Source organism: Flavobacterium faecale, from assembly GCF_048320115.1.
GTDB lineage: Bacteria > Bacteroidota > Bacteroidia > Flavobacteriales > Flavobacteriaceae > Flavobacterium > Flavobacterium faecale_A.
In genome coordinates, this window is the sequence record NZ_CP182943.1 from 2,211,239 (window position 1) to 2,235,490 (window position 24,252).

Annotated in this window: 24 protein-coding genes; 14 read left to right on the plus strand and 10 right to left on the minus strand. The window is 34.7% G+C overall.

The genetic code is table 11. The annotated features are described in order from the left end of the window. Nucleotides 1-13: 13 nt before the first annotated feature. The 4 genes from ACNH59_RS09320 to dnaA all read right to left on the minus strand — a co-directional run bounded on the left by ACNH59_RS09320 (nt 14) and on the right by dnaA (nt 4,144). Complete coding sequence (locus ACNH59_RS09320) at nt 14-733, minus strand: SAM-dependent methyltransferase (RefSeq protein WP_418262272.1); 720 nt, start codon at nt 731-733, stop codon at nt 14-16. A gap of 159 nt (nt 734-892) precedes the next feature. Then, nucleotides 893-1,822: a family 16 glycosylhydrolase gene (locus ACNH59_RS09325; protein WP_418264886.1), complete on the minus strand. Its 930-nt coding sequence runs from the start codon at nt 1,820-1,822 to the stop codon at nt 893-895. Nucleotides 1,823-2,243: 421 nt separating this feature from the next. Further along, nucleotides 2,244-2,711: a low molecular weight protein-tyrosine-phosphatase gene (locus ACNH59_RS09330; RefSeq protein ID WP_418262273.1), complete on the minus strand. Its 468-nt coding sequence runs from the start codon at nt 2,709-2,711 to the stop codon at nt 2,244-2,246. Between the two features lie 5 nt (nt 2,712-2,716). After that, nucleotides 2,717-4,144 (minus strand): chromosomal replication initiator protein DnaA, encoded by a 1,428-nt coding sequence (gene dnaA / locus ACNH59_RS09335; RefSeq protein WP_418262274.1) that lies wholly within the window; start codon nt 4,142-4,144, stop codon nt 2,717-2,719. Nucleotides 4,145-4,342: 198 nt separating this feature from the next. On the opposite strand from dnaA, the gene ACNH59_RS09340 reads away from it, so the two are divergent. After that, entirely contained in the window at nt 4,343-4,744 is a 402-nt protein-coding gene (locus ACNH59_RS09340; protein WP_418262275.1) for an acyl-CoA thioesterase, read from the plus strand. 23 nt (nt 4,745-4,767) lie between these two features. Here the strand turns inward: ACNH59_RS09340 and ACNH59_RS09345 are convergent, their stop codons facing one another. Genes ACNH59_RS09345 through ribD form a run of 3 tightly spaced genes read right to left on the minus strand, consistent with a single transcriptional unit; the run spans nt 4,768 to nt 7,047 of the window. Then, the gene (locus tag ACNH59_RS09345; RefSeq protein WP_418262276.1) at nt 4,768-5,400 is read right to left on the minus strand and encodes an IMPACT family protein; all 633 of its coding nucleotides are present in this window, start codon (nt 5,398-5,400) and stop codon (nt 4,768-4,770) included. An 8-nt stretch (nt 5,401-5,408) separates the two neighbouring features. After that, nucleotides 5,409-6,011, minus strand: a complete 603-nt coding sequence (locus ACNH59_RS09350) for an HAD family hydrolase (RefSeq protein ID WP_418262277.1) — start codon at nt 6,009-6,011, stop codon at nt 5,409-5,411. Then, nucleotides 6,004-7,047 carry a bifunctional diaminohydroxyphosphoribosylaminopyrimidine deaminase/5-amino-6-(5-phosphoribosylamino)uracil reductase RibD gene (gene ribD / locus ACNH59_RS09355; protein WP_418262278.1) on the minus strand — a complete coding sequence of 348 codons (1,044 nt, stop codon included), beginning with the start codon at nt 7,045-7,047 and terminating at the stop codon, nt 6,004-6,006. Before ribD ends, ACNH59_RS09350 begins: the two co-directional genes overlap by 8 nt. A 113-nt stretch (nt 7,048-7,160) precedes the next feature. Here ribD and prmC point away from each other — a divergent pair, with 113 nt between their 5' ends. Further along, complete coding sequence (prmC, locus tag ACNH59_RS09360) at nt 7,161-8,036, plus strand: peptide chain release factor N(5)-glutamine methyltransferase (protein ID WP_418262279.1); 876 nt, start codon at nt 7,161-7,163, stop codon at nt 8,034-8,036. Between the two features lie 49 nt (nt 8,037-8,085). Here the strand turns inward: prmC and ACNH59_RS09365 are convergent, their stop codons facing one another. Further along, nucleotides 8,086-9,327 carry an ABC transporter permease gene (locus tag ACNH59_RS09365; RefSeq protein ID WP_418262280.1) on the minus strand — a complete coding sequence of 414 codons (1,242 nt, stop codon included), beginning with the start codon at nt 9,325-9,327 and terminating at the stop codon, nt 8,086-8,088. A 428-nt stretch (nt 9,328-9,755) separates the two neighbouring features. Between ACNH59_RS09365 and hisS the strand changes: the two genes are divergently transcribed. The 10 genes from hisS (at nt 9,756) to ACNH59_RS09415 (ending at nt 19,764) form a co-directional block, all read left to right on the plus strand. After that, a complete protein-coding gene (gene hisS / locus ACNH59_RS09370; protein WP_418262281.1) occupies nt 9,756-11,129 on the plus strand; it encodes a histidine--tRNA ligase in 1,374 nt (457 codons plus the stop codon). Between the two features lie 468 nt (nt 11,130-11,597). Then, a complete protein-coding gene (locus tag ACNH59_RS09375) occupies nt 11,598-12,191 on the plus strand; it encodes a nucleotide exchange factor GrpE (protein ID WP_418262282.1) in 594 nt (197 codons plus the stop codon). Between the two features lie 48 nt (nt 12,192-12,239). Next, nucleotides 12,240-13,346: a molecular chaperone DnaJ gene (dnaJ, locus tag ACNH59_RS09380; RefSeq protein ID WP_418262283.1), complete on the plus strand. Its 1,107-nt coding sequence runs from the start codon at nt 12,240-12,242 to the stop codon at nt 13,344-13,346. Nucleotides 13,347-13,547: 201 nt separating this feature from the next. Continuing rightward, nucleotides 13,548-14,471, plus strand: coding sequence for an ABC transporter ATP-binding protein (locus tag ACNH59_RS09385; protein ID WP_418262284.1), 924 nt, complete (start codon nt 13,548-13,550; stop codon nt 14,469-14,471). A gap of 48 nt (nt 14,472-14,519) precedes the next feature. Further along, nucleotides 14,520-15,836 carry an ABC transporter permease gene (locus ACNH59_RS09390; protein ID WP_418262285.1) on the plus strand — a complete coding sequence of 439 codons (1,317 nt, stop codon included), beginning with the start codon at nt 14,520-14,522 and terminating at the stop codon, nt 15,834-15,836. A 251-nt stretch (nt 15,837-16,087) separates the two neighbouring features. Beyond that, nucleotides 16,088-17,251 carry a sigma-54-dependent transcriptional regulator gene (locus ACNH59_RS09395; RefSeq protein WP_418262286.1) on the plus strand — a complete coding sequence of 388 codons (1,164 nt, stop codon included), beginning with the start codon at nt 16,088-16,090 and terminating at the stop codon, nt 17,249-17,251. A gap of 209 nt (nt 17,252-17,460) precedes the next feature. Beyond that, nucleotides 17,461-18,102: a DEAD/DEAH box helicase gene (locus tag ACNH59_RS09400; RefSeq protein WP_418262287.1), complete on the plus strand. Its 642-nt coding sequence runs from the start codon at nt 17,461-17,463 to the stop codon at nt 18,100-18,102. Between the two features lie 44 nt (nt 18,103-18,146). After that, on the plus strand, nt 18,147-18,623 hold the full coding sequence (locus ACNH59_RS09405; protein ID WP_418262288.1) for a hypothetical protein: 477 nt from the start codon (nt 18,147-18,149) through the stop codon (nt 18,621-18,623). A 16-nt stretch (nt 18,624-18,639) separates the two neighbouring features. Continuing rightward, entirely contained in the window at nt 18,640-18,858 is a 219-nt protein-coding gene (locus ACNH59_RS09410) for a DUF2007 domain-containing protein (protein WP_418262289.1), read from the plus strand. A 108-nt stretch (nt 18,859-18,966) separates the two neighbouring features. Then, nucleotides 18,967-19,764, plus strand: coding sequence for a Cof-type HAD-IIB family hydrolase (locus ACNH59_RS09415; RefSeq protein WP_418262290.1), 798 nt, complete (start codon nt 18,967-18,969; stop codon nt 19,762-19,764). 519 nt (nt 19,765-20,283) lie between these two features. Here ACNH59_RS09415 and ACNH59_RS09420 read toward each other — a convergent pair. Further along, on the minus strand, nt 20,284-20,526 hold the full coding sequence (locus tag ACNH59_RS09420; protein ID WP_418262291.1) for a hypothetical protein: 243 nt from the start codon (nt 20,524-20,526) through the stop codon (nt 20,284-20,286). A gap of 120 nt (nt 20,527-20,646) precedes the next feature. On the opposite strand from ACNH59_RS09420, the gene mtaB reads away from it, so the two are divergent. Then, nucleotides 20,647-21,978 (plus strand): tRNA (N(6)-L-threonylcarbamoyladenosine(37)-C(2))-methylthiotransferase MtaB, encoded by a 1,332-nt coding sequence (gene mtaB / locus ACNH59_RS09425; protein WP_418262292.1) that lies wholly within the window; start codon nt 20,647-20,649, stop codon nt 21,976-21,978. A 222-nt stretch (nt 21,979-22,200) separates the two neighbouring features. On the opposite strand, the gene ACNH59_RS09430 is transcribed toward mtaB, so the two are convergent. Beyond that, entirely contained in the window at nt 22,201-22,917 is a 717-nt protein-coding gene (locus tag ACNH59_RS09430) for a 3-ketoacyl-ACP reductase (protein WP_418262293.1), read from the minus strand. 186 nt (nt 22,918-23,103) lie between these two features. Here ACNH59_RS09430 and ACNH59_RS09435 point away from each other — a divergent pair, with 186 nt between their 5' ends. Further along, nucleotides 23,104-23,979, plus strand: a complete 876-nt coding sequence (locus ACNH59_RS09435) for a L,D-transpeptidase (protein ID WP_418262294.1) — start codon at nt 23,104-23,106, stop codon at nt 23,977-23,979. Nucleotides 23,980-24,252 lie beyond the last annotated feature (273 nt).

Below are 24,252 nucleotides of genomic sequence, written 5' to 3' on the forward strand. Positions count from 1 at the left end.
TGAGAAACCAAAATTACATTTTATGAATGATAAAAATAGTGGGGCGTTTGTGCAAATCAATTGTTTCTTTTTTCCAAGCCGAAATCTTTTTTGTTTTGATGTATTCGGTAGGTAAGGTGATATCAGTTGCGATGCATAAATGTGTTTCAGGATGTAGAGTCTGAATTAAATCTTCTAGTAATTTATTGTTTCGGTATGGTGTTTCGATGAAAATTTGAGACTGATTTTTTTCGAATGATGTGCGTTCTAAGGCTTTAAAACTCGCTTTTTTTTCGTCTTTTTCAATGGGTAGATAACCATGAAAAGTAAAGCTTTGTCCGTTCATTCCTGAGGCCATCATGGCTAGTAAAATTGAAGAAGGACCTACTAGTGGAATGACTTGAATGCCTTTATCGTGAGCCATTTTTACAATTACAGCGCCTGGGTCTGCCACTCCAGGACATCCCGCTTCACTCATTAAGCCCATATTTTTTCCTTCTAACAAAGGTTTTATGAAATCGCGATGTTCTTTGGTTTCAGTGTGTTTATTTAAGGTAAATAATACTAAATCGGCTTGCTTTTTTTCAGGCAAAACTTGTTTGATGGATTTACGTGCTGTTTTTTCGTTTTCAACAATGTAATAGTCGATCAAATCGATTGCTCTTTGTATGGTTTGAGGTAAAACATCCATTGGGTCACAATCACCCATCGTTGTAGGGATTAAATAGAGTTTTCCTATTGTATTCGTGGTCATTTTGTAGTGGTTTATTTGTAAACGAAATACAAATAACGGGATTTAATTGTGATTATCAATATAGCTATAACATAAACAGTTTGTCTAGGTTTCTTTATGAAATGAAAAAACCTATCTGAGTAATATTTCAAATAGGTTTTTTTGTAATGTATTGGGTTCTTATTTGTTTACTGGTTTAAAAATCCTAATCCAGTCTATTTTCATGGTGTTTCCGTCAATGTCTTTGATTTCTTCATCAGTTGGTGTGCATCCAATTCCAGCTCTCCAGTTTTGGTCTTCCATGGTAATTAGGATATCCATTGCTTTGTTAAGTCCAGTACGAGTGGCTTTGTCCTTTGTTGGTGAAGTGAAGCTTTTAGGGTCAATACCGTCTTTACTTCCAACTGTATCTAAATTATTTGTGGAACGAACAAGTTTTCCGTCGATATAATATTCTAACTCTGTTGGACTTTTCCAGTACACTCCATAACGATGATAAGCATCAGTCCAATCACCCACTTTACTGTCTGTGTACCATGTAGTGATGTCAGCTGGTTGATAATCTTCAAATGGATTTCGAATAAAAACGTGGTGACTCAAGTGGATTGTTTTAGAAAATTGTCTACCGCCTACAACATTGTTTCTAGCCGCTTTACCTCCCCATGCTTCCATGAAATCAATTTCTTGTGTATCGTCAGGGCTTAGCATCCATGCACCAGAGGTACAAACGGTATTTGCTATTTTAATTCTACTCTCAATATATACTGGATATACAATTTGTTTGCTAGAAGAGACTGCTCCTAAACGTGTCGCTTTCCCAGTTAGTGTGTTTCCTCCATAATCGTATGATTTCGTTTCTCCATCAACTCTTGTTGTTTTTAGTTCTAGTAATCCTCCAGAAACTGAAACATTTTCATGTTTCCATTTTGTTAGTCCTGGTCCATCCCATCCATTATGGTAAAAGTTAATCCATTTTCCATTTCCAAAAGTTGTTTTGGTAGTAACTGGGTTAAAAGTATATTCAAAGTCATCTGAAACGTCAGATTGAAATTCCCATTTTTTTCCTGTTCCAGCATCTGCAGGTACTGGTATTAATTTCCAATCGGTTATTTCTGGTACTGGTGTAGTTACAGTAGGGGGGGAATAGGTGTGTCAACTGAGTCTTTGCTGCAGGAAATTAAACTGATGCACAAGGAGGTTAATAATAAAAATGCGGTTTTTTTCATGGTTGTTAATTTTTTTTAAATTGTAATTCTTGAATCTTGATTTAAGTCTAATAATGGTGACTATTTTTTAAGAATCAATGGTTTGGGTTATTGTTTTAATATCTCAAACAAAATTACATATATGAAAAAAAAGTAAATAAAACTGTCGCAGTTTTTATGGTCTCTCTGGGGGCAGAATAACTAGATATAAACTAGACAAAATAGACTTTGGGTTGTTTTGTGGTCTTATAGTTGTTAAAATCAGTAAAAAACAACTAACTGTTGGAGTTGAAAAAGATTGGCTCTTGATGTGGAGTTGAGGAAGTTTATGCGTGTTTGTTTAGTAGCTTTTGTGAGATAGTTTCACAAGCTTCGTCTAGCATTTTGTATACTAAATCAAATCCATTATTTGCTCCGTAGTATGGGTCCGGAACATCTACATTTTCGTTGGGGAATATTTCGTTTAAAATCATATTGACTTTGGCAATATGTTCTGGTGTTTTTGCTAATTCTATTACGTCATTGTAATTTGAACTATCCATTACATATATATAGTCGAAATTGTCAAAATCAGAAGTTTTAAATTGTCTTCCTTTTTGTTTAGAAATGTCGAGTTTGTTTTTTTGAGCAACGGCTATAGAGCGTTTGTCAGGTGAATGCCCAATGTGCCATGAACCTGTGCCAGCTGAGTCTACTATGAATTTGTTTTTAGGTAGTTTTGAAGCTAAAATGCCTTCTGCCAAAGGAGAACGACATATGTTCCCAAGGCATACCATTAAAATTTTCACAGCCATTTGTTTTATAGCGTTAGTTTTTTGTGTATATCATCAACAAACTTTTTGAATTGTTTGTCGGTTGTTACTAGATTATCGACAGTTTTACAAGCATGTAGTACAGTAGCGTGGTCACGGTCACCAATCTGTGAACCGATATTAGCTAATGAAGCTTTGGTGAATTTTTTAGCAAAAAACATCGCCAACTGTCTTGCTTGAACAACGTGTCTTTTTCTAGTTTTAGATTGCAAGGTTTCTAAATCCAATTGAAAATAATCGGAAACAATTTTTTGTATGTAATCAATAGAAATTTCTCTTTTTACATTTTTCACGAATTTTTCAACGACACTTTTAGCTAGTTCGATTGTTACTTCTTTTTTGTTAAAGGAAGATTGTGCAATCAAAGAGATAATAGCTCCTTCTAATTCTCTTACATTGGATTTAATGTTTCTAGCTACATATTCAATAATGTCTTCAGGCATTTCAACACCATCACGATACAAAATGTTTTTTAGAATTGAAATACGTGTTTCGTAATCCGGTTGGTGTATTTCTGCAGACAATCCCCATTTAAAACGAGATAGCAAACGTTGTTCGATATCTTGCATGTCAACAGGTGCTTTGTCAGATGTTAAAATCACCTGCTTGCCGTTTTGGTGTAAATAGTTAAAGATGTGAAAAAACACATCTTGTGTTCCTGATTTTCCTGATAAAAATTGAACGTCATCAATAATTAATACATCGATTAATTGATAGAAGTGAATGAAATCATTTCTATTGTTCTTTTTGACAGAGTCAATATATTGTTGGGTAAAAATCTCAGCTGAAATGTATAAAACCGTTTTTTCAGGATATTTTTCTTTGATTTCAACTCCAATTGCGTGAGCTAAGTGTGTTTTTCCTAATCCTACTCCTCCAAAAATCAATAGAGGATTAAAGGAGGTTCCTCCAGGTTTATTGGCAACAGCCATGCCTGCTGAACGAGCCAGACGGTTAGAGTCTCCTTCAAGGAAGTTGTCAAAACTATAATTGGAATTCAGTTGTGATTCAATTTTTAAATTACGAATTCCAGGAATGACAAATGGATTTTTTAATTCAGGGTTTAAGTTTTTTAAAGGAGCATCAACATCTTGAGGCTTCATTGGAACTCTATTGGCACTTGGCAACTGTTCTGTAAACGGTTGTTTGTTGCCATAAGTGTTTTCCATCTTAATTTTATAAAGTAACTTTGCGTTTTTTCCAAGTTCTTTGGTTAGAGCCACTTTTAATAATTTTACATAGTGTTCTTCTAGCCATTCGTAAAAGAATTTACTAGGAACTTGAATGTAAAGTGCGTTATCGGTAAGCTCAACTGACTTGATTGGTTCAAACCAAGTTTTGTAGGCTTGGTCTTGAATGTTGTCTTTGATAAAAGACAGGCAGTTTTCCCATACTGATTGTGCAGTTTTGTTCATGAATTCTTGTAAATTATTATATTTTATACTAGGTATTTTATAGGAAAAGCAATGTTATTTTTGGCTTTCTTTTAGGTTAACAAATATGTGAACAATTTTCTGTAAAAAAAAATTATTGGGGGTTGAATTTGTAAAAATAATGTTGTAAGTAGGGCTTTTAAAATAAAAAAAATAATGTTAAAACTAATATGTTAATTAATGAAAGAATATGAGTTTAAGGTGCGAGTAAGGTATTCGGAAACGGACCAAATGGGAGTCGTGTATCATGGTAATTATGCACAGTATTTTGAGATGGGACGTGTGGAATGGCTAAGAAACATGGGGGTTTCCTATAAATGGATGGAAGAGAACGGTGTGATGCTTCCTGTAGTTTCTTTGAGTATGAACTATAAAAAACCAGCTCGATATGATGATTTATTGACTGTTAAAACAATTTTGAAAAGTCAATCTTCTGTCAAGATAGAATTTGATTATGAGATCTATAATGAAGCAATGGAGTTGTTAACAATTGCAAACTCAATTTTGGTTTTTGTAGACATGAAAACAGGTCGTCCTAGAACTCCTCCCGATTATGTGAAAGATCGTCTATTGATGATATGAGGATTTCAAGATATTGAAATGAATTATTCCTTAATTTGAATGTTAATTTCATAGAGAGAATTGAAAATGTCGAATATTATTTCGGCATTTTTTTTTCGTATTTTAATCTCTATTTTTCCAATTGGTAATCCTGTTTCAGGATTTATTTCCATTTCTTGATGAATGATATCGAGTTTTTTTTCTTTGATGACACGCATGGCTTTATTCATATTTTGGTAGTCAAAAGAAAGGATGTAGTGAGTGTCGATTGTTTTTTCGATAATTTCACAGGAGTCAAGGGTAATTTGTGCGGCAGTTTTGTAAGCGGATATCAATCCACCCACTCCTAATTTAATGCCGCCAAAAAACCGAACCACTAGAACGATTATATTGGTTAGTTCGAAGGATTGAATTTGTCCGTAAATAGGGATTCCTGCAGTATTGTTAGGTTCGCCATCATCATTAGTTCTATAGTGAATGGTTTCGGTTCCTATTTGGTAGGCATAGCAAATATGACGGGCGTTAGGGTGAACTTTACGTAAGTTTTCAATGATAGGTTTGACTTCATTTTCTGAAACTATCGGGTAGGCGTATCCATAAAACTTACTGCCTTTTTCTTTAAACAGGGTTTCTTTTGCAGGGGTTATTATTGTTTTGTACGTGTCGTTTGTATCCAAAAAACAGATTATAGTATATTTTTATCAAATAATTCTACGACATCTTCTTCTCCTACTTGAAGGTTCCATACGTGTAGCCCAATTGATTTAGCAGCGTCTGTGTTTTCTTTTTTATCATCAACAAATAAAGTTTTGGAAGCTTCAAGGCTATGGCTGTTTAAAACATATTCATATATATCAGCATTTGGTTTGCGCATTCCAATTTCGTATGAAAAATAAACGTGTTCAAAACAGCGATAAAAATCAGTATAAAATGTTTCACCTGATTTTTTTTGGAATCGATCAATGTGAATTGAGTCTGTATTGCTCAACAAAAACAATCGATACTTTTGCGAAAGCATTTGTAAAAATTCCAGTCGATACAAAGGAAAATCTAGTAAAATGGCATTCCAGATTTTTTGAATTTCAGTTGTAGAAGCATTCGGACAGTGTTTTTGGATTCCAGTCAAAAAGTCCTCTTTAGATATTTTACCCATTTCAAATTGATGATTCAAATGGTCTAAATCATCATTCCATTCTGAAAGACCTAATTTTTTTAATCCTTCAAAAGTTGCGGGTTTGTCTAGGTTGATGAAAACATCACCAAAATCAAATATTATAGCCTCAATCATGGTTTTTATATCTTTTAAATTCGTCTTCTCTTAGTTGTTCTTTTGAAAAATAGTTTTGAGCAAAAACAGGAGCTTTGATTCCTTCCTTGAAAATAATATTTCCTTTGAAAACGAATGCTTCGTCCCAAAGATTGTTGTTGATAAAAGCTTGCAAGGTTTGCAATCCCCCTTCAATAATTACAGATTGAATATCGTGTTTGTACAGGACTTCAATAATCTGACTTGTAATTTCTTTTTTAAAGTCAATACTCTCAAAGATACAATTTTCTGTGTTTTTTATAGCGCTTAAATCACAAATTACAATAGTTTTAACCTGATTGTTGAAAATATTACTGTGTTTTGGGATTCGGTTGTTTCGATCAATAATGACTCGAATAGGATTGTTTCCTTTCCAATCTCTTGTGTCCAGTTTAGGATTATCATCAATAACGGTCTGTGTTCCCACTAGAATAGCCTGTTCTTCACTGCGCCATTTGTGAACTAATTGTCGCGAATATTTAGAAGTAATCCAAACTGGCTTTTGTTCGTTTCGTTCTAATGGTGCGATAAAACCGTTTAGGGTTTCTGCCCACTTTAGAATGATATAGGGTCTTTTCTTTCGGTGAAAAGTAAAAAAACGTTTGTTGAGTTCGTTGCATTCTGTTTCTAAAACCCCAACAGTTACGTTTATACCAGCCTCCATTAATCTTTTGATTCCGGATCCTGCCACTTTGTTATTTGGGTCTACGGTACCTATTACTACATTGGGGATTTTATGCTTGATAATTAAATCACAACAAGGCGGTGTTTTTCCATAATGACTACAAGGCTCCAGACTAACATAAATGGTGGCCTCCGTTAATAAAGATTTATCTTTAACTGAATTTACTGCATTTACTTCAGCATGAGCTTCCCCCGCTTTTTTATGCCAACCTTCTCCAATGATGGTATTATTATGAACAATAACGCTACCTACCATCGGATTGGGATAGGTCGTTCCTAGGCCATTTTTAGCAAGGTCGATACAGCGTTGAATGTATTTTTTATTGGAGTTCATGCGGCAAAAATACTATTTTGGTTTTGGTTTTAAAGATAAAAATATAATTTGCGAACAACTATTGTTACTTTTGTTAATTCTTAAAAAAAAAAACATTCCTCGAATTAAGCACTATGAGCATAAGACAATACCGTGACCAATTTATTCAAAAACTAAGTTCACTTTATGGAGTAGAGGAGGCGGAAAGTTTTTTTTATTTAATTCTAGAAAATCAGCGTCAATTAAAACGGCTGGATTTAGCTTTGCAACCTGAGTTACTTTTTTCTGAACAAGAGATGGAATTTTGGGACGAAATTACAAGTCAACTTCAACTGGAGATTCCTATTCAATATTTACTAGGGACTACTCATTTTTACGGACTTGAATTTGAAGTAAATAATAATGTATTGATTCCAAGGCCAGAAACCGAAGAGCTGGTAGAATGGATTGTACAAGATCATCAATCAGGACTTAAAACCGAGAAGTTAAATCAAGAAAATAAGAATGTCAATATTTTGGATATTGGAACAGGTTCGGGCTGTATTGCTATTTCTTTGGCCAAAAATATTCCAAATGCTACTGTTTTCGCTATTGATGTGTCTCCAAAAGCTTTGGAAATCGCCAAAAAGAATGCCGAAATCAATCAGGTATCGGTTACTTTTTTAGAAAAAAACATTTTGGAAACCGATGATTTAGAACAAAAATTTGATATTATTGTTTCTAATCCGCCGTATGTTCGTAATTTAGAAAAAGAAGAAATTAAAAAGAATGTTTTGGAGTATGAGCCTCATTTGGCATTGTTTGTGGCGGATGATGATGCTTTGGTTTTTTATTCTAAAATAGCGCAGCTAGCCAAGAAAAATCTCAGGCCAAAGGGACAATTGTTTTTCGAAATCAATCAATATCTCGGTTCAGAAATGATTGCATTACTTCGAGAATTAGATTTTAAAAACATCGAATTGCGAAAAGATATTTACGGGAATGATCGAATGATTTACGGGGAAGTTTAAAAAATGAATGCTAATTGAAATTTCTATCTGTTTCAAAAAAAAAGATAGACTATTCATAACGCAATGCCTCAATAGGATCCAGTGTAGCAGCTTTGATTGCAGGGTACAAGCCTGAAATAATAGCCACAATAAAACTCGTCATAAAAGCCGCAAAAATAGCCAACCACGGAATCACAAAATCAAATTTTATAGCCGACGCGATTCCGAAACCAATCGAAATCCCAAAAATAATTCCAATAATTCCTCCTAATTGACCAATCAATAAAGTTTCGATAAAAAACTGAATTGCAACGGTCGATTTTTTGGCTCCCAAAGCTTTTCGAACGCCAATTTCCCGAGTACGTTCTGTTACCGATACAATCATAATATTCATCAAGGCAATTGAAGAACCAAGGATAGTAATTACGCCAATTCCCCATGAAGCCATGCCTAGGTACTTGGTTATTCCTAGAATTTTGTTGATTAAATCATCAGAGCGAACGACACCAAAATTATTGTCCTTGATAGGGCTTAATTTTCTAATGTTTCGCATGGTGCTGATGGCGTGGTCAATGGCTTGATCTAATAGTAGACTGTTTTGGGTCAATATACTGACCGTATAATTGATATTGGGAGCTGTAAATAGGGAACGTGCCAATTGAATCGGAATCAAAACCCGTAAATCTTGGTTGTTGCCAAAAGTAGCTCCTTTTTCTTTTAAGACCCCAATGACTTTAAATCGTGCGCCCCTAATTGAGATTGTTTTTCCAATGGGGTTGACATCTTTCAGTAATCCTTTCTCAAAATCCGAACCTACAATACAGGAGTAAGTGTTGTTACTAATGTCAAAATTGGTGAAATTTCTCCCTAAACTCGTTTCTAAACCCGAGTTAACTAAGAAATATTCATCCACACCCATAATGGTAATTTCGGGATCGGTTTTTTCGGTTTCAAATTTTACTTCTGCCGAACTTGTGGCTCTAAACGATAACGAAGTTTCTGTTAATGGGAAATCAAAATTCTTCTTAAATGCTACTGCTTCGGGATAGGAGATTACTGGATTAATGATTTTTCGAGACTCACCACGGCGTCTCCTTAGGTCATTTTCATATTGTTTTACCGAAAAGGTGTTGGCGCCCATGGAGGAAAAGTCAGTAGCAATAGTGTTTTCCAAAGCCGAAACTACAGTTAAGATGCCTACCAAAGCTGTAATTCCAATCGCGATAATAATCACCGTTAAAGTTGTTCTCAGGATTTGTGTTCGTATAGAACCTACCGCAATCCTTATATTTTCTCTTAGCAAATGAAGCATCTCGATTTATTTGCTACTAAATTACACTTTTAGATATAACTTTCATTAGAGATTTTTAAAGAACATTGATTAAAGGAGTTTCTTGTTCTAATATATATATAGTTCCACAATTTTAGATTAAATGATAAAACATCTTTGGAAAACTTAGAGTGTGTAAAATATAGAGCCTTCTCTTAAATGTTCTTCAAATTCTTAAATGGTTTAAAAAAAATATATGTTTCCTCTGCAAGTAAAACGCCTCTTTGTTTGTTCAAACAAAATCCTATGAATCTATCTGTTTCAAAAAAATCTTCTAAAATTTAATTTCCTTTTTTATAAACAGATTTCTTTTAAAAATAAGATATTTGCAGAGATTTTAATTTCTGGTTTTGAGTTACTCTTTAAGTTCTCAATCCTAAATCTATAATCCAAAATCCAAAATTATTATAATGGCATCAAAACCAAGTATTCCTAAAGGGACCAGAGATTTTTCACCTGCTGAGGTGGCAAAAAGACAATACATTATTCAGACTATAAAAACCAATTTTGAGAAATTTGGTTTTCAACCTATCGAAACACCTTCATTTGAAAATTCGGAAACTCTTATGGGGAAATACGGAGAAGAAGGCGACCGATTGATTTTCAAAATCTTGAATTCGGGAGATTATTTATCGAAAGCAAATGCCGCTCATTTAGAGACTAAAGACAGTACCAAATTAACTGCAAGTATTTCAGAAAAAGCTTTGCGTTATGATTTAACGGTTCCCTTTGCTCGTTACGTAGTTCAACACCAAAACGAAATAGAATTCCCTTTTAAAAGATACCAAATCCAACCTGTTTGGCGTGCTGATCGTCCACAAAAAGGACGTTTTAGAGAGTTTTTTCAATGTGATGCAGATGTGGTAGGCTCTAAGTCGCTTTGGCAAGAAGTAGAGTTGGTACAATTGTATGATGCGGTTTTTACCGATTTAGGTTTGTCAGGAGCAACCGTAAAAATCAATAATCGTAAAATATTATCTGGAATTGCTGAGGTTATCGGGGCTTCGGATAAGTTAATCGATTTTACAGTTGCCTTGGATAAATTAGATAAAATAGGCGAAGACGGAGTTAAAAAGGAAATGATCGAAAAAGGCATTGCTGAAGAAGCGATTGCTAAAGTACAGCCTTTGTTTAATTTTACAGGGACAATTGCAGAAAAATTAGAAAAATTAGCATTTTTGCTAGCTGATTCTCAAGAAGGAATGAAGGGGGTTGAAGAATTGCGTTTCATTTGTGAAAATGTAACTCAATTAGGTTTGTCAACGGCTATTTTAGATTTAGACGTGACTTTGGCTCGTGGATTGAATTATTATACAGGTGCTATTTTTGAAGTAGCTGCGCCAAAAGGAGTTGCCATGGGGTCTATTGGTGGCGGTGGTCGCTATGATGATTTGACTGGGATTTTCGGTTTGAAAAACATGAGTGGTGTGGGTATTTCTTTTGGATTAGACCGCATTTATTTGGTTGTTGAAGAACTGAATTTGTTCCCGCAAACTGTTACCGTTTCCACCAAGGCTTTGTTCATTAATTACGGTGAAAAAGAAGCTTTTTATGCGATGAATGCCATTAAGCAATTGAGAGCAGCAGGAGTGAAAGTAGAGTTGTATCCCGATAGCGCTAAAGTGGGGAAGCAATTTCAACATGCAGACAAACGCAATATTCCATTTGCAGTGATTGTTGGGGGTGATGAAATGGCCCAAGGGAAATACGCTTTGAAAAACTTGGTAACAGGTCAACAAAATTTGTTGGACTTAGAAGAATTGAAAGCCGCATTACAAGAATAGTACGCAGGTTAAACGGATTCGTCACAGCGAAAACGCAGATTAAAACGGATTTTGATAATATTAAGTTTAAAAAAATAATTAAACCATTAAGCGAGATTTAGACTTAATGAATCTTAATTTCTTAATGATGAGAAAATCTAATTGGTGAAAATTAAATCTTGATTTTAAAAGAAGATAAAGTCAAAAACTATATCGCATAAAAAAAGCTTTGTTTTATAAAACAAAGCTTTTTTTTGATATAAGGTATAGTGAATTAATAATATAGTAAATAACCTTAGAATCCCTAATTGAGGAGAATAGGTTACAAACATAATTAAAACAATTGATATAATTCATAAAATTGTATTAAAATTTAAATTAATAATGAAAAAATAACAGTCAATTTTGATTTATTCAGAAATCGAACTGACAATTTGACGTTTGAAGCGTTTTGGCAGTACTTTTGCTTTCCAAAAGAAAGTTCAAAATATGTTTAAGAATATTTTTAAAAATAAAGGTAATATGACTACTGAAAATACAGAAATCGATCAAAAAGTAGATGATGCGGCATTGGATAATAACAATGCAGGTGGAGAACAAGTTTCAGCTGATGAGGTAAATGCAGAGGAATTAAGTGTTGAAGAACAATTAGCAAAAGACTTGGCCAATGAAAAAGATAAATTTTTGAGATTATTTGCTGAATTTGAAAATTACAAAAGAAGAACAACTAAAGAGCGTATTGAGTTATTCAAAACAGCTAATCAAGATGTTTTACAGGCCTTACTACCTGTTTTAGATGATTTTGATAGAGCGGTTATTGAAATTGCAAAATCAGAAAATGAAGCAGTTTCTAAAGGGGTTGAATTAATTCATGAGAAATTAAAGAATACTTTAAACGCTAAAGGTTTAGAGTTAGTTGAGGTAAATGCAGGAGATGCTTTCAATGCTGATTTTGCTGAAGCGATTACACAAATACCAGCTCCATCTGAGGATATGAAAGGTAAAATTGTGGATGTTCTTGAAAAAGGATACAAATTAGGAGATAAAATTATTCGTTTTCCTAAAGTTGTTATTGGGCAATAATTAGGCGACAATACGCAATGCTGTAATTTTTTAACCTAAAAGAGTACAATGAAAAAAGATTATTACGAAATATTAGGGATTTCTAAAGGAGCAGATGCTGCAGCCATTAAGAAAGCCTACCGAAAAAAAGCCATTGAGTTTCATCCTGACAAAAACCCAGGAGACAAAACGGCAGAAGAAAAGTTCAAAGAAGCAGCCGAAGCTTATGAAGTGTTAGGTGATCCTGCCAAAAAACAAAAATACGATCAATACGGTCACCAAGCCTTCGATGGTTCAGGAGGATTTGGAGGTCACGGTGGCATGAACATGGATGACATATTTAGTCAGTTTGGAGATATTTTTGGTGGTGGATTTGGCGGATTTGGTGGCGGTTCAAGAGGTCCTCAAAGAGTCAAAGGGAGCAATCTTCGTATCAAAGTAAAATTGACATTGGAAGAAATTGCTAATGGTGTTGAGAAAAAAGTAAAAGTAAAACGCAAGGTGCAAGCGCCAGGTGTAACGTATAAAACTTGTTCTACTTGTAATGGTCAAGGACAAGTAATGCGTGTAACTAATACAATTCTTGGACGTATGCAATCGGCAACTACATGTCCTGCTTGTGGTGGTTCAGGCCAAATTTTGGATCGTAAACCTTCTGAGGCAGATGCTCAGGGAATGATTGTAGAAGATGAAACCGTTTCTATCAAAATTCCAGCGGGTGTTGTAGATGGCATGCAATTGAAAGTTTCCGGTAAAGGAAACGACGCGCCTGGTAACAGTGTACCAGGTGATTTGATAGTAGCGATTGAAGAATTAGAACACGAGTTCTTGAAACGTGAAGGAGAGAATTTACACTATGATTTATATGTAAGTTTCCCAGAAGCTATCCTAGGAGTTTCAAAAGATATTGAAGCTGTAAACGGAAAAGTAAGAATCAAGCTGGAAGAAGGAATTCAATCAGGTAAAATTCTACGTTTGAAAGGAAAAGGAATTCCTAATATCAACGGTTATGGTAACGGAGATTTGTTAGTGCATGTCAATGTTTGGACACCAAAAGAGCTGAACAAAGAGCAAAGACAATTTTTCGAGAAAAACTTAACGGATGATAATTTTATTCCAAGTCCTGAAAAATCAGATAAATCATTTTTTGAAAAAGTAAAGGATATGTTCTCTTAGAAAAAAAAGTTATGAGTTAATGGTTAAATCTTATTGGTTTTAGCTACAATTCATTTTTTTAACACAGAAGATGAAAAGAGCAATCTGACGTTTTTATTCTATAAAAAAACCCATTCTATCTATTTTAGAATGGGTTTTTTGATGGTAAAACACGAGAATTCGCTTTGATTTCTTTACTTTTACACAAATTCAAAATCAAGCATGAATAACTTACTTGAAGTCAACAAAGTTGTCAAACAATACGGGGATTATACCGCTTTGAATGAAGTTTCGTTAAGCGTGCCCAAAGGAAGTATTTACGGGCTTTTAGGGCCTAATGGAGCTGGAAAAACTTCTTTAATTCGCATCATTAACCAAATTACTCTGCCAGACAGTGGCCAGATTATTTTGGATGGTGAAAAATTACAACCTAAACACGTTCAGTATATTGGCTATTTGCCTGAAGAGCGTGGTTTGTATCAAAGTATGAAAGTTGGTGAGCAATGTTTGTATTTGGCACAAATGAAAGGGCTATCGAAAACCGAAGCCAAAAAACAACTAGACTATTGGTTTGATCGTCTTGAAATTCAAGGTTGGTGGAACAAGAAAATTCAAGAATTATCTAAAGGAATGGCACAAAAAATCCAATTTGTGGTTTGTGTGTTGCACCAACCGAAATTGTTGATACTTGACGAACCTTTCTCGGGTTTTGATCCTGTAAATGCTAATATCATTAAAGACGAGATACTGACCTTAAAAGAAAAAGGAACTACGATTTTGTTCTCTACCCATCGAATGGAAAGTGTCGAAGAGCTTTGTGATGAAATCGCTTTGATACATAAATCCAATAAATTAATCGAAGGAAAACTAAACGATGTCAAACGACAATTTCGAACCAATAGTTACGAAGTAGGAATTTTAAGTTCAGATGTCGAAGCCTTGATGTATGCCATTACGCAGAATTTTACGGTAAATCCAGCTAATTTCAAATCCTTGAATAACGAATTGAAATTAGAGATTCACATTGGCAATGCCACACCCAACGAATTGTTGAATGTATTAGTGCAAAAAGGACAAGTCACACATTTTGTGGAAAAAATTCCGTCAGTGAATGATATTTTTATCCAAACTGTTAGCGAGAAATAATTATTTGGGTAATCCTAAATCAAAAAATCATTAATCTTAAATTTGAAAATGAGTATCATTTCATTAATCATCAAAAGAGAATTTATTGCCAAAGTCCGCAATAAGTCCTTTATTGTTATGACTTTTTTGAGTCCGCTATTGTTCGTGGCTATTACTGTTTTTATCAGTTACCTTAGTGCAATGAAAGCGGATACTAAACGCATTGCAATTCACGATCCTTCGAGCTTTTTTGTCAAGGAACTTCTAGCCGAAAACAAGAAGGAGTCTGAGTATAAATATGTAGATTTATCAGCCATAGAGGTGCAATTTGTAAAAGACAGTATTGCCAATCAAAACTTTGAAGGTCTTTTGTTGATTCCTCAAACTGCGGACGCTACCACATTAGAAAATGAAATCCAACTCATTGCTAATACCAGTCCGAGTATTTCTTTTATAGAGAAAGTACAGCAAATCATTGGTAAAAAAATAACACAACTCAATCTCGAAAAAGCACATTTGGACACCTTAGCTATTCAAAAAGCCCAGTCCAAAGTCGTTCTTAATTTAGCCAAAACTTCTGGTGAAGAAACAGTAAAAGGCCTCAATGAAATTAAGATTTTCATTGGCGGTGCTTTTGGGTATTTGGTGATGATGTTCATCATCATGTATGGCAATATGGTCATGCGTTCTGTAATTGAGGAAAAAACCAATCGCATTGTCGAAATTATCATTTCCTCTGTAAAGCCATTTCAATTAATGATTGGAAAAATCGTTGGAACATCCTTAGCCGGTATTTTACAATTTGTAATTTGGGCGATACTCGGATTATCTATTATGATTTTTGCTTCCTACTTTTTTGGAGTAAATATGGGGCCTACAGCACGGTTGTCACCAGAAATGATGGACAATGCTACTAGCGAGTTTACAGGAACCATTCAAATGTATATTAAAGAATTATGGAGCTTGCCTATAGCTTCCATTCTATTAGGGTTTATTGTGTATTTCATCGGAGGTTACTTTTTATACAGTTCGTTTTACGCCGCTATCGGTGCCGCCGTAGACAATCAAACCGATTCACAACAGTTTCTTTTGCCTATTATAATGCCATTGATTTTGAGTGTTTATATTGGTTTTTTTAGTGTAGTTCAAGACCCTCATAGTACAATTGCTGTCGTCTTTTCGATGATTCCGCTTACCTCACCCATAGTAATGCTCATGCGAATTCCTTTTGGCGTACCTTTGTGGCAAATTGCTGTCTCGGTAACAATTTTATTTGCTACTTTTTTAGGAGTAGTTTGGTTTGCAGCCAAGATTTACCGAGTGGGAATTTTGATGTATGGGAAAAAGCCAAGCTGGAAAGAATTGTACCGTTGGTTGAAATATTAATGATTAAACAGTTAGCCAATTAATCAAGGAAATGGAGCGAATGGCTTGGTTTTTGTCAGTAGACATTGTTCCTGATCTCAACGCTTCGGTGTGCTATATCTCTTATGCTTTCTTGAAGCTTCGGAACAGCACAAGAGGATGTTGCTGCGATCAGGGCTAGATAGCCAAGATATTTTTTTGTAAAATAGTCTAAATTACCTGACAACGAAACGAATAAACTGTTAAACGAATAACCATTTAAACAGAAAAGCATGCCGAAAATATTAATTATTGAAGACGAAGCCGCTATCCGAAGAGTATTGTCCAAAATACTTTCAGAAGAGAATGACAGTTACGAAGTTGAAGAAGCTGAGGATGGAAGCATTGGATTTGAAAAAATAAAAAACAACGATTACGACTTAGTGCTTTGTGATATCAAAATGCCAAAAATGGACGGCGTTGAAGTACTTGAAGCAGTCAAAAAAATAAAACCAGAAATTCCGATGGTCATGATTTCTGGTCACGGTGATATGGAAACCGCAATTAATACGATGCGTTTGGGGGCCTTTGATTACATCTCAAAACCGCCAGATTTGAATCGTTTATTGAATACGGTACGAAACGCCTTGGACAGAAAACAATTGGTAGTAGAAAATAAAATTCTTAAGAAAAAAGTTTCTAAGAATTACCAAATGATAGGCGAAAGTGAAGCTATCGATCACATTAAAGTAATGATTGATAAAGTAGCACCAACCGAAGCGAGAGTTTTGATTACTGGAGCAAACGGAACAGGAAAAGAATTGGTTGCACACCAACTTCATGAAAAAAGTGAACGTGCTAGTTACCCTTTAATCGAAGTGAACTGTGCGGCTATTCCGTCAGAGTTGATAGAAAGTGAACTGTTTGGTCATGTTAAGGGGGCTTTTACTTCGGCAGTTAAAGACCGAGCAGGAAAGTTTGAAGCCGCTGATAAGGGAACGATTTTCTTGGACGAAATTGGAGATATGAGTCTTTCGGCTCAAGCTAAAGTGTTGCGTGCCTTGCAAGAAAATATGATTACTAGAGTGGGAGCCGACAAGGATATCAAAGTCGATGTGCGTGTGGTAGCGGCAACCAACAAAGATTTAAAAACCGAAATTGCCGAAGGTCGTTTCCGTGAGGATTTGTACCACCGATTGGCGGTAATCTTAATCAAAGTCCCATCTTTAAATGAACGAAGAGAGGATATTCCGCTTTTAGTAAGTCATTTTGCTAACAAAATAGCTTCTGAGAATGGAACGGCAGTCAAAAAATTTTCGGACAATGCTGTGAAATTATTACAAGAATACGATTGGACCGGGAATATCCGTGAATTGCGCAACGTGGTAGAACGATTGATTATCCTCGGAGGAGCAGAAATATCGGAGAATGACGTGAAGTTGTTTGCAAGTAAATAAAGCTATTGAATGTCAAAAAGGAAGAAAATTGTGTTAATAATGACACTTATAGTTCTATTATTTTTAGGATTTAAAATATTCCGATTTGTTCAAATTGATAATTGTTTAGATAAAAGTGGAAGGTGGAATTATGAAAGAGATGAGTGCGAAAACTATGAATCATCTTCTGGTAATTCCTAAATCCAATATCTAAAATCCTAAATAATGTTATGAAACTAAAAAAAATAAACGAAGGCTTGCAGCAGTCATTAATCAACTGCGGATTGACAGAAGCCAACGACTTGCAAAAAGAAACTTTTTCAACCATTAAAAGTGGCGCTGACTGTTTGATTTTGGCACCGGCTGGTTCTGGGAAAACAACCACCATTGTGTTGAACGTGATTCAACAATTGGTTAAAGAAGGGGAGCAGTCACCAAGAGCTTTGATTGTAGTACAAGACAAAGAAAAAGTTTTGGAAATGCTTTCGATTTTTGAAAAATTGGGAGCACATACAGACTTGACGGTTTATGGTGTACACGAAAAAGGCGATATGGATTATGATAAAAACTACATTTCGGGGGGAGTGGATGTGTTAGTAGGAACGCCTATCAAGTTAAGCGATATGCTGAGTACAGCGGGTTACAATGTCAATAGATTGAAAATGTTTATTATAGACGATGCCGACCCAATGTTGCGTTTGCGTCACGAAACTAGAATTGCTCGTATCTCGAGCAGTATCGCCAAAACCCAAAGAATCATTTTTGCAACTGAAATGACTGAACGTGTGGAATCATTAGTGGATAAAATCCTAGTAGAGCCTTTTGAGTTTGATTTTGAAGAGTATGATGAAGAGGACAACGAGGATGTGTAATTTTTAAGTGTTTCATTATTATAAATTTAAATTAGAAGGTAAATATGAAAAAACTATCTTTTGTTTTGGTTACAAGTTTAATGTTAACAAGTTGTTCTCAGGATTTATTTAATTTTACTCTTATATCCACTAAAAATATTGAACTTTCAAAATTGAGTTCGTTAGAAAAATCTTCAGAAAGAGTAAAGGGACAAGATAAAATGAGTTTGATTGTTTTTTTTCCTACCAAAAGAATAAAAATTGATCAAGCGGTTAGTAATACAATAGAGGCTGTGCCTGGTTGTGTAGCGTTAATAGATGGAACTGTGCATTCAAAATTTTGGTGGATTCCTTATATATATGGAGAGTCAAAATTTGTAGTTGAAGCTACACCATTAATTGATCCTACTACGGTTAAACCATCTAAGGAATTACCTAGGTATGGGAAATTGTTTCTTGATAAAAAAGGGAGGGTGAAATCTATAGAATCAATTTCGGAGGTTGTGTTTACTAATGAAAAAAATAAAATACAAGAAAAATAACAGATAAAATATAGTTATGGGATTAATGAAAATATTTTCAGGAAGTGAAGTTTTGGCTATTGCTCTGAAAGATAAAATTGAAGCAGCTGGTGTTGATGTTGTGATGAAGGACAATATTCAATCCGCTCGTGTGGCGGGTTTTGGATCCTACGGACAAGCGGTTGAGTTGTTTGTACAAGAAACCCAATACGGAAAAATTTATCCGATTATTGAGGAGTTTAAAATGAATTTGTAGCATTCATTTACTAGAAAATTAAACACAGATTTCACAGATTGTAACAGATAAAGTAGAGAGACTAATCTGGAAAAATTGTGGTAATCAGTGATAATAAAATATTATTATATGAAATACAAAATGCTGGTCTTGGACATGGATGACACCTTGTTGAATGATGACCATATTATTTCAAACGAAAACAGAACGATGCTTTCTAAAGCAAAGGAAAAAGGAGTGCATATTATTTTAGCTTCTGGGCGTCCAACTCCTGCGATGATAGAATTTGCCAAAGATTTAGGATTGATGGATTCGTATATGATTTCGTTTAATGGAGCTGTGATTACCGACTTGAGTACTAATGAAGTGATCTTCGAGCAAAGTTTGACTCAAGAGCAAATACATATATTGTATGATTACAGTCAAAAAAAGAAAACGCATATTATTACGTATTTAGACGGGAAAATAATAAGTGAAACCTATTCAGAATATATTGACGTTGAAAAGAATATTACGGGCTTAGAACATGAGGTAGTACCTAATTTCAAAGAGCGTGTACAATCAGCAGCAATAAAATGTATTTTATTGGAGGAACCGAGTTACTTGAAAGAAGTGGAAGAAGATTTAAAGGCGACTATGCCTCATTTGAGCGTATGCATGTCAAAACCCTTCTTTTTAGAAGCCGCTCAAACTGGAATTGACAAAGGTGCCAGCGTGAAATTCTTAGCCGAAAAATTAAATATTTTACAATCCGAAGTGATTGCAGTGGGGAATGCAGGTAACGATTTATCGATGATTGAATATGCTGGATTGGGTGTTTGGGTAGATAATGTAGATGCGCATTTAAGAGACAAAGGCGATGTGGTTGTCGCTTCAAATAATGACCATGGTGTTGCGGAGGTAATTGAGCGATTTATTTTGGCTTAAGATTTTTATAGTTTATATATTTTAAAAACCATTAAGGGATTAAGGAAAGTTAAGAGTTAATCTTAATTGGGCTTACTTTCTTAATGGTTTTTTACTCAATCTTGTCTTTTCGACGAAGGAGAAATCCCATCAATAAATTCTACAAAAGCATTGAAGTATGTATTTCTTAACTGAAGTAGGCGCAAAGTCATGAGACAATTGTTACCCTTTGCAGTGCAGGAGAAAGCCAAATGATTATCTCAATTTTTTCTTAGGATTTTTGCAGGTGTGGAAAATTGCCGAAATTAAAATGATAGCATCAATTTTAGTATAAATGATTACAAAAGGAAATTTTTTGACTGTAGCTCTGCGATACGTTTCAAAATCGAATGGGAAAGATTCTGGATGTAATAAAATGGATTGAATGCAGCTGTTAATTTGTTTTAAAAATTAGCAGCTACATTTGAAGAAATTAAATTGTAGAAATAAAATGCGTCTTCTAATTCGTTTTCAGCTTGAATAGTAAAAACCTCTTTCAATTTAGCCATTTCGTTTCGCAATTAATTTAGCTTTGATTTGGTCCCAAGATTTTCCTTTGTCTTTTTCTGAAAGATAATTTTCGGTGTTTTCTCTAACTAAATTTTGTTGCTCTTCACTTAATTTAAAATTTGAATCGTCATCGCTTAAGACGTTTTTTAAAAAAACCAAAGTTTTCTGATCATCAGTGTGAATAATCTTCTCAATTAACTCCAGTTTATCTTTTTGTAAATTAGAGGAATGCATGATTTTTAAATTTAAAATCTATTTACAAATATAATGATAATCGGATTTTAAATTCTGTAATTAATATGTAAATTTGCACACACTAATTTTTGACAACGATTTCATTATTAGTGACTACTTATGGAAAAAAGAAAAAAGGTTGCCTTTTATACCCTAGGATGTAAGCTGAACTTTTCAGAAACATCAACCATCGCACGCAGTTTTCAAGACGAAGGTTTTGACCGTGTGGACTTCGAAGATGTAGCAGATATGTATGTGATTAATACTTGTTCTGTTACTGAAAATGCCGATAAACAATTCAAACAAGTGGTAAAAAAAGCCATGAAACTCAACGACAAAGCTTTTGTTGCTGCCGTGGGTTGTTATGCGCAGTTGAAACCCGAAGAATTAGCTGCAGTTGATGGGGTTGACTTGGTTTTAGGAGCTACTGAGAAATTCAAAATCACGGATTATATCAATGATTTGAGTAAAAATGATATGGGCGAAGTGCATTCGTGTGAGATTGCCGAAGCTGATTTTTACGTGGGCAGTTACTCCATTGGTGACCGCACCCGAGCATTTTTAAAAGTGCAAGACGGTTGTGATTATAAATGTACTTATTGTACGATTCCGCTAGCGAGAGGTATTTCTAGAAGTGATGCGCTCGAAAATGTATTGCAAAATGCTAAAGAAATTTCAGCCCAAAACATTAAGGAAATTGTGCTTACGGGTGTCAATATAGGAGATTACGGAAAAGGGGAGTTTGGAAATAAAAAACACGAACATACTTTTTTAGATTTGGTTCAGGCGTTAGATGAGGTGGAAGGCATTGAAAGATTGCGAATTTCGTCTATCGAACCTAATTTATTGAAAAACGAAACGATAGAATTTGTTTCGAAAAGCAGGACTTTTGTACCGCATTTCCATATTCCGCTACAATCAGGGAGTGATGCTATTTTGAAATTAATGAAGCGTCGTTATTTGCGTGAGGTGTATACCGAGCGAGTGAATAAAATTCGCGAAGTGATGCCACATGCTTGCATTGGAGTTGATGTGATTGTAGGTTTTCCTGGTGAAACTGACGAACATTTCTTAGAAACTTACCATTTCTTGAACGAAATGGATATTTCGTATTTACACGTTTTTACTTATTCTGAAAGAGACAATACTGAAGCGGCTGCTATGGACGGAGCTGTGCCTTCAAATGTACGAGCCAAACGCAGTAAAATGTTGAGAGGTTTGTCTGTAAAAAAGCGTCGTGCTTTTTATGAAAGTCAGTTAGGGACACAACGAACGGTTTTGTTCGAAAGCGAAAATAAAGAAGGCTATATTCATGGTTTTACAGAAAATTACGTAAAAGTTAAAACACCATGGAATCCTGAATTAGCCAATACTTTACAGTCGATAAAGCTAACACATATTGATGAAGATGGCGCGGTTCGAATGGAGTTTGTAACGGAGGAAGTAGTTTAAATATTAAAGATTTTTGAAATTGACTTTTGAATTTTGGAATGATTTAACCGCGAATTTCGCTAAGGAAACGCAAAGAAGGCAATGCGTACGGATATCATTTTTGTTGCTCAACGGAAAGGATTTTCAATTTTATAAAGCACAAAAGTCACAAAGAATAAAAAAGACACAAAGGCTCAGCGAACTTTTGTGTCTTTTTTGTTTACGAATATCTTCCTAACAAGGTTATGGATTTGTTGACCAAATACTACTGTTTTTAATAAACACACGACGGTTTAATTTTAGATGCGCAATAATTAACTCGGCCATGTCTTCAGACTGCATTACTTTATCGGGGTTTCCGTCAGTAAGGTTGAGGTCTTTGGCCATGTCTGTAGCAACGGTACTTGGTGTTAAGGCTGTTACACGAATGTTGTGTTTGCGAACTTCTTGCATCAACGAATCAGTTAGTCCTAAAACAGCAAATTTAGAAGCGCTATAAGCACTTGTTACCGCATTTCCGTTTAATCCTGCTGTAGAGGAAATGTTGATGATGTCTCCAGTTTGACGCTCAATCATATTTGGTAAAACGGCACGAGTTACATAATATGTACCCATCAAGTTTACTTGGATAATACGCTCCCAATCGGTTACCTCCATCTGTAAAAAGTTACCAAAGGCTGCAATTCCAGCGTTGTTGATTAAAATATCGATTGTTTTGAATTCTGTTAAGGCTTTAGTAACCGCTTGGTTTACGGAGTTAATATCCGCTACATCAGCTGTTAAAGCTAATGTTTTTACCCCAAATGGAGCAATTTCTGCTGCTACTGTATCAATATCTGTTTGTGTGCGTGCGACCAAAATCACATTTACACCTTCTTTAGCTAGTGCAATAGCGACAGCTTTTCCAATTCCTTTTCCAGCTCCAGTAATTAGAGCGTTTTTATTTTTTAATTCTGTCATTTCTTTATTTTTAGTTCTTTAGCAAAGTTAGGATTTTGTGGTTGGTTAATGAAAGGTACTTATGTGAAAAAACAATAAATTTTCATAGCCAAAAATGTAAATCTGAAAATTTGACAACATTATAAGAAAATCATATAACAAAGATTTTTGGCTATCTTTTGATCTTTGTAATGTAAAATTAAAATTATGAAAAAGTCAATTATAGTTATATTAATTTTGGCAATCGTTTTTATATCATGTAAGAATAATGAAAGTAAAGAGGAACCAAATACTATTAACGAAGACACGGAAATCACGATTGAAACTCGAGAAAAACTGGAGGGAATTCAGTATCAAATGATGGAAGCGAAGTCTTGGTTGAAAGAAACTCAAAATAAGGAATCGGTTTTGCAAATTGCAATGGACGTGAATCGTACTGATAGAAAGAATTTAGCGAAAATGGATTCGATCATTGTTCCCAATAAATTGGATGGAAAAAGGGAAGACTATTTGCCTTTTCCATTGCAGGTTGAAAGTTTGCGAAAAGTAGATAAGATATTGTTTTTTTCTTATCCCACTCAAACATTTGCTGCGTATAAAAACGGAACATTGGTTTATACAGGGCCAACCAATATGGGTCGAGAAAAAGATCCCACTCCTACGGGTTTGTTTTTTACCAATTGGAAAGCTGAGGAAACCATCAGTACATTTAATGATGAATGGGAATTGAAATGGAATTTTAATATCGAAAATAAATTAGGTGTTGGTTTTCATCAGTATGAATTACCGGGTTATCCTGCTTCGCATTCTTGCTTGAGGCTTCAAGAAAAAGATGCTCGTTATTTGTATGATTGGGCGCAACAATGGGAGTTGATTGATGATGAAACAATTAAAACAAAAGGAACTCCTGTGATAGTGTTTGGAGAATACCCATTTAAGGGTAAGAAGCCGTGGTTGCAATTATTGAAAAATCCAGAGTCATTAGAAATTTCAGAAGATGAGATCGCAAAATTAGTTCAGCCTAAAATGCAATCAATTTTGAAAGAACAAAAAAATAGTAAGCTTGAAGCACAAGATAAATAGTTTAATTTAGTTTTTGGTTGATAAACGGCTTGTTTTTACACAGCCGTTTTTCTTTTTAGACATTGAGCTTGCTAGAGTAGATTTTGTACATACTGTGAATTTTGGAAATGAATTTCTAGCCCTGATTGCCGCTGAAATACTTTGAAAAGGATTTGTGTTTTTTTCTGGGAGAAACAGAGCGACTAACGGAAGCTCCTGTGGCGACCTAAGAAAAAAAACAAATCCTTGAAGAAGTATTGTAGCAGAAAGCAGGAAAATGCTCCTAAAAATGAG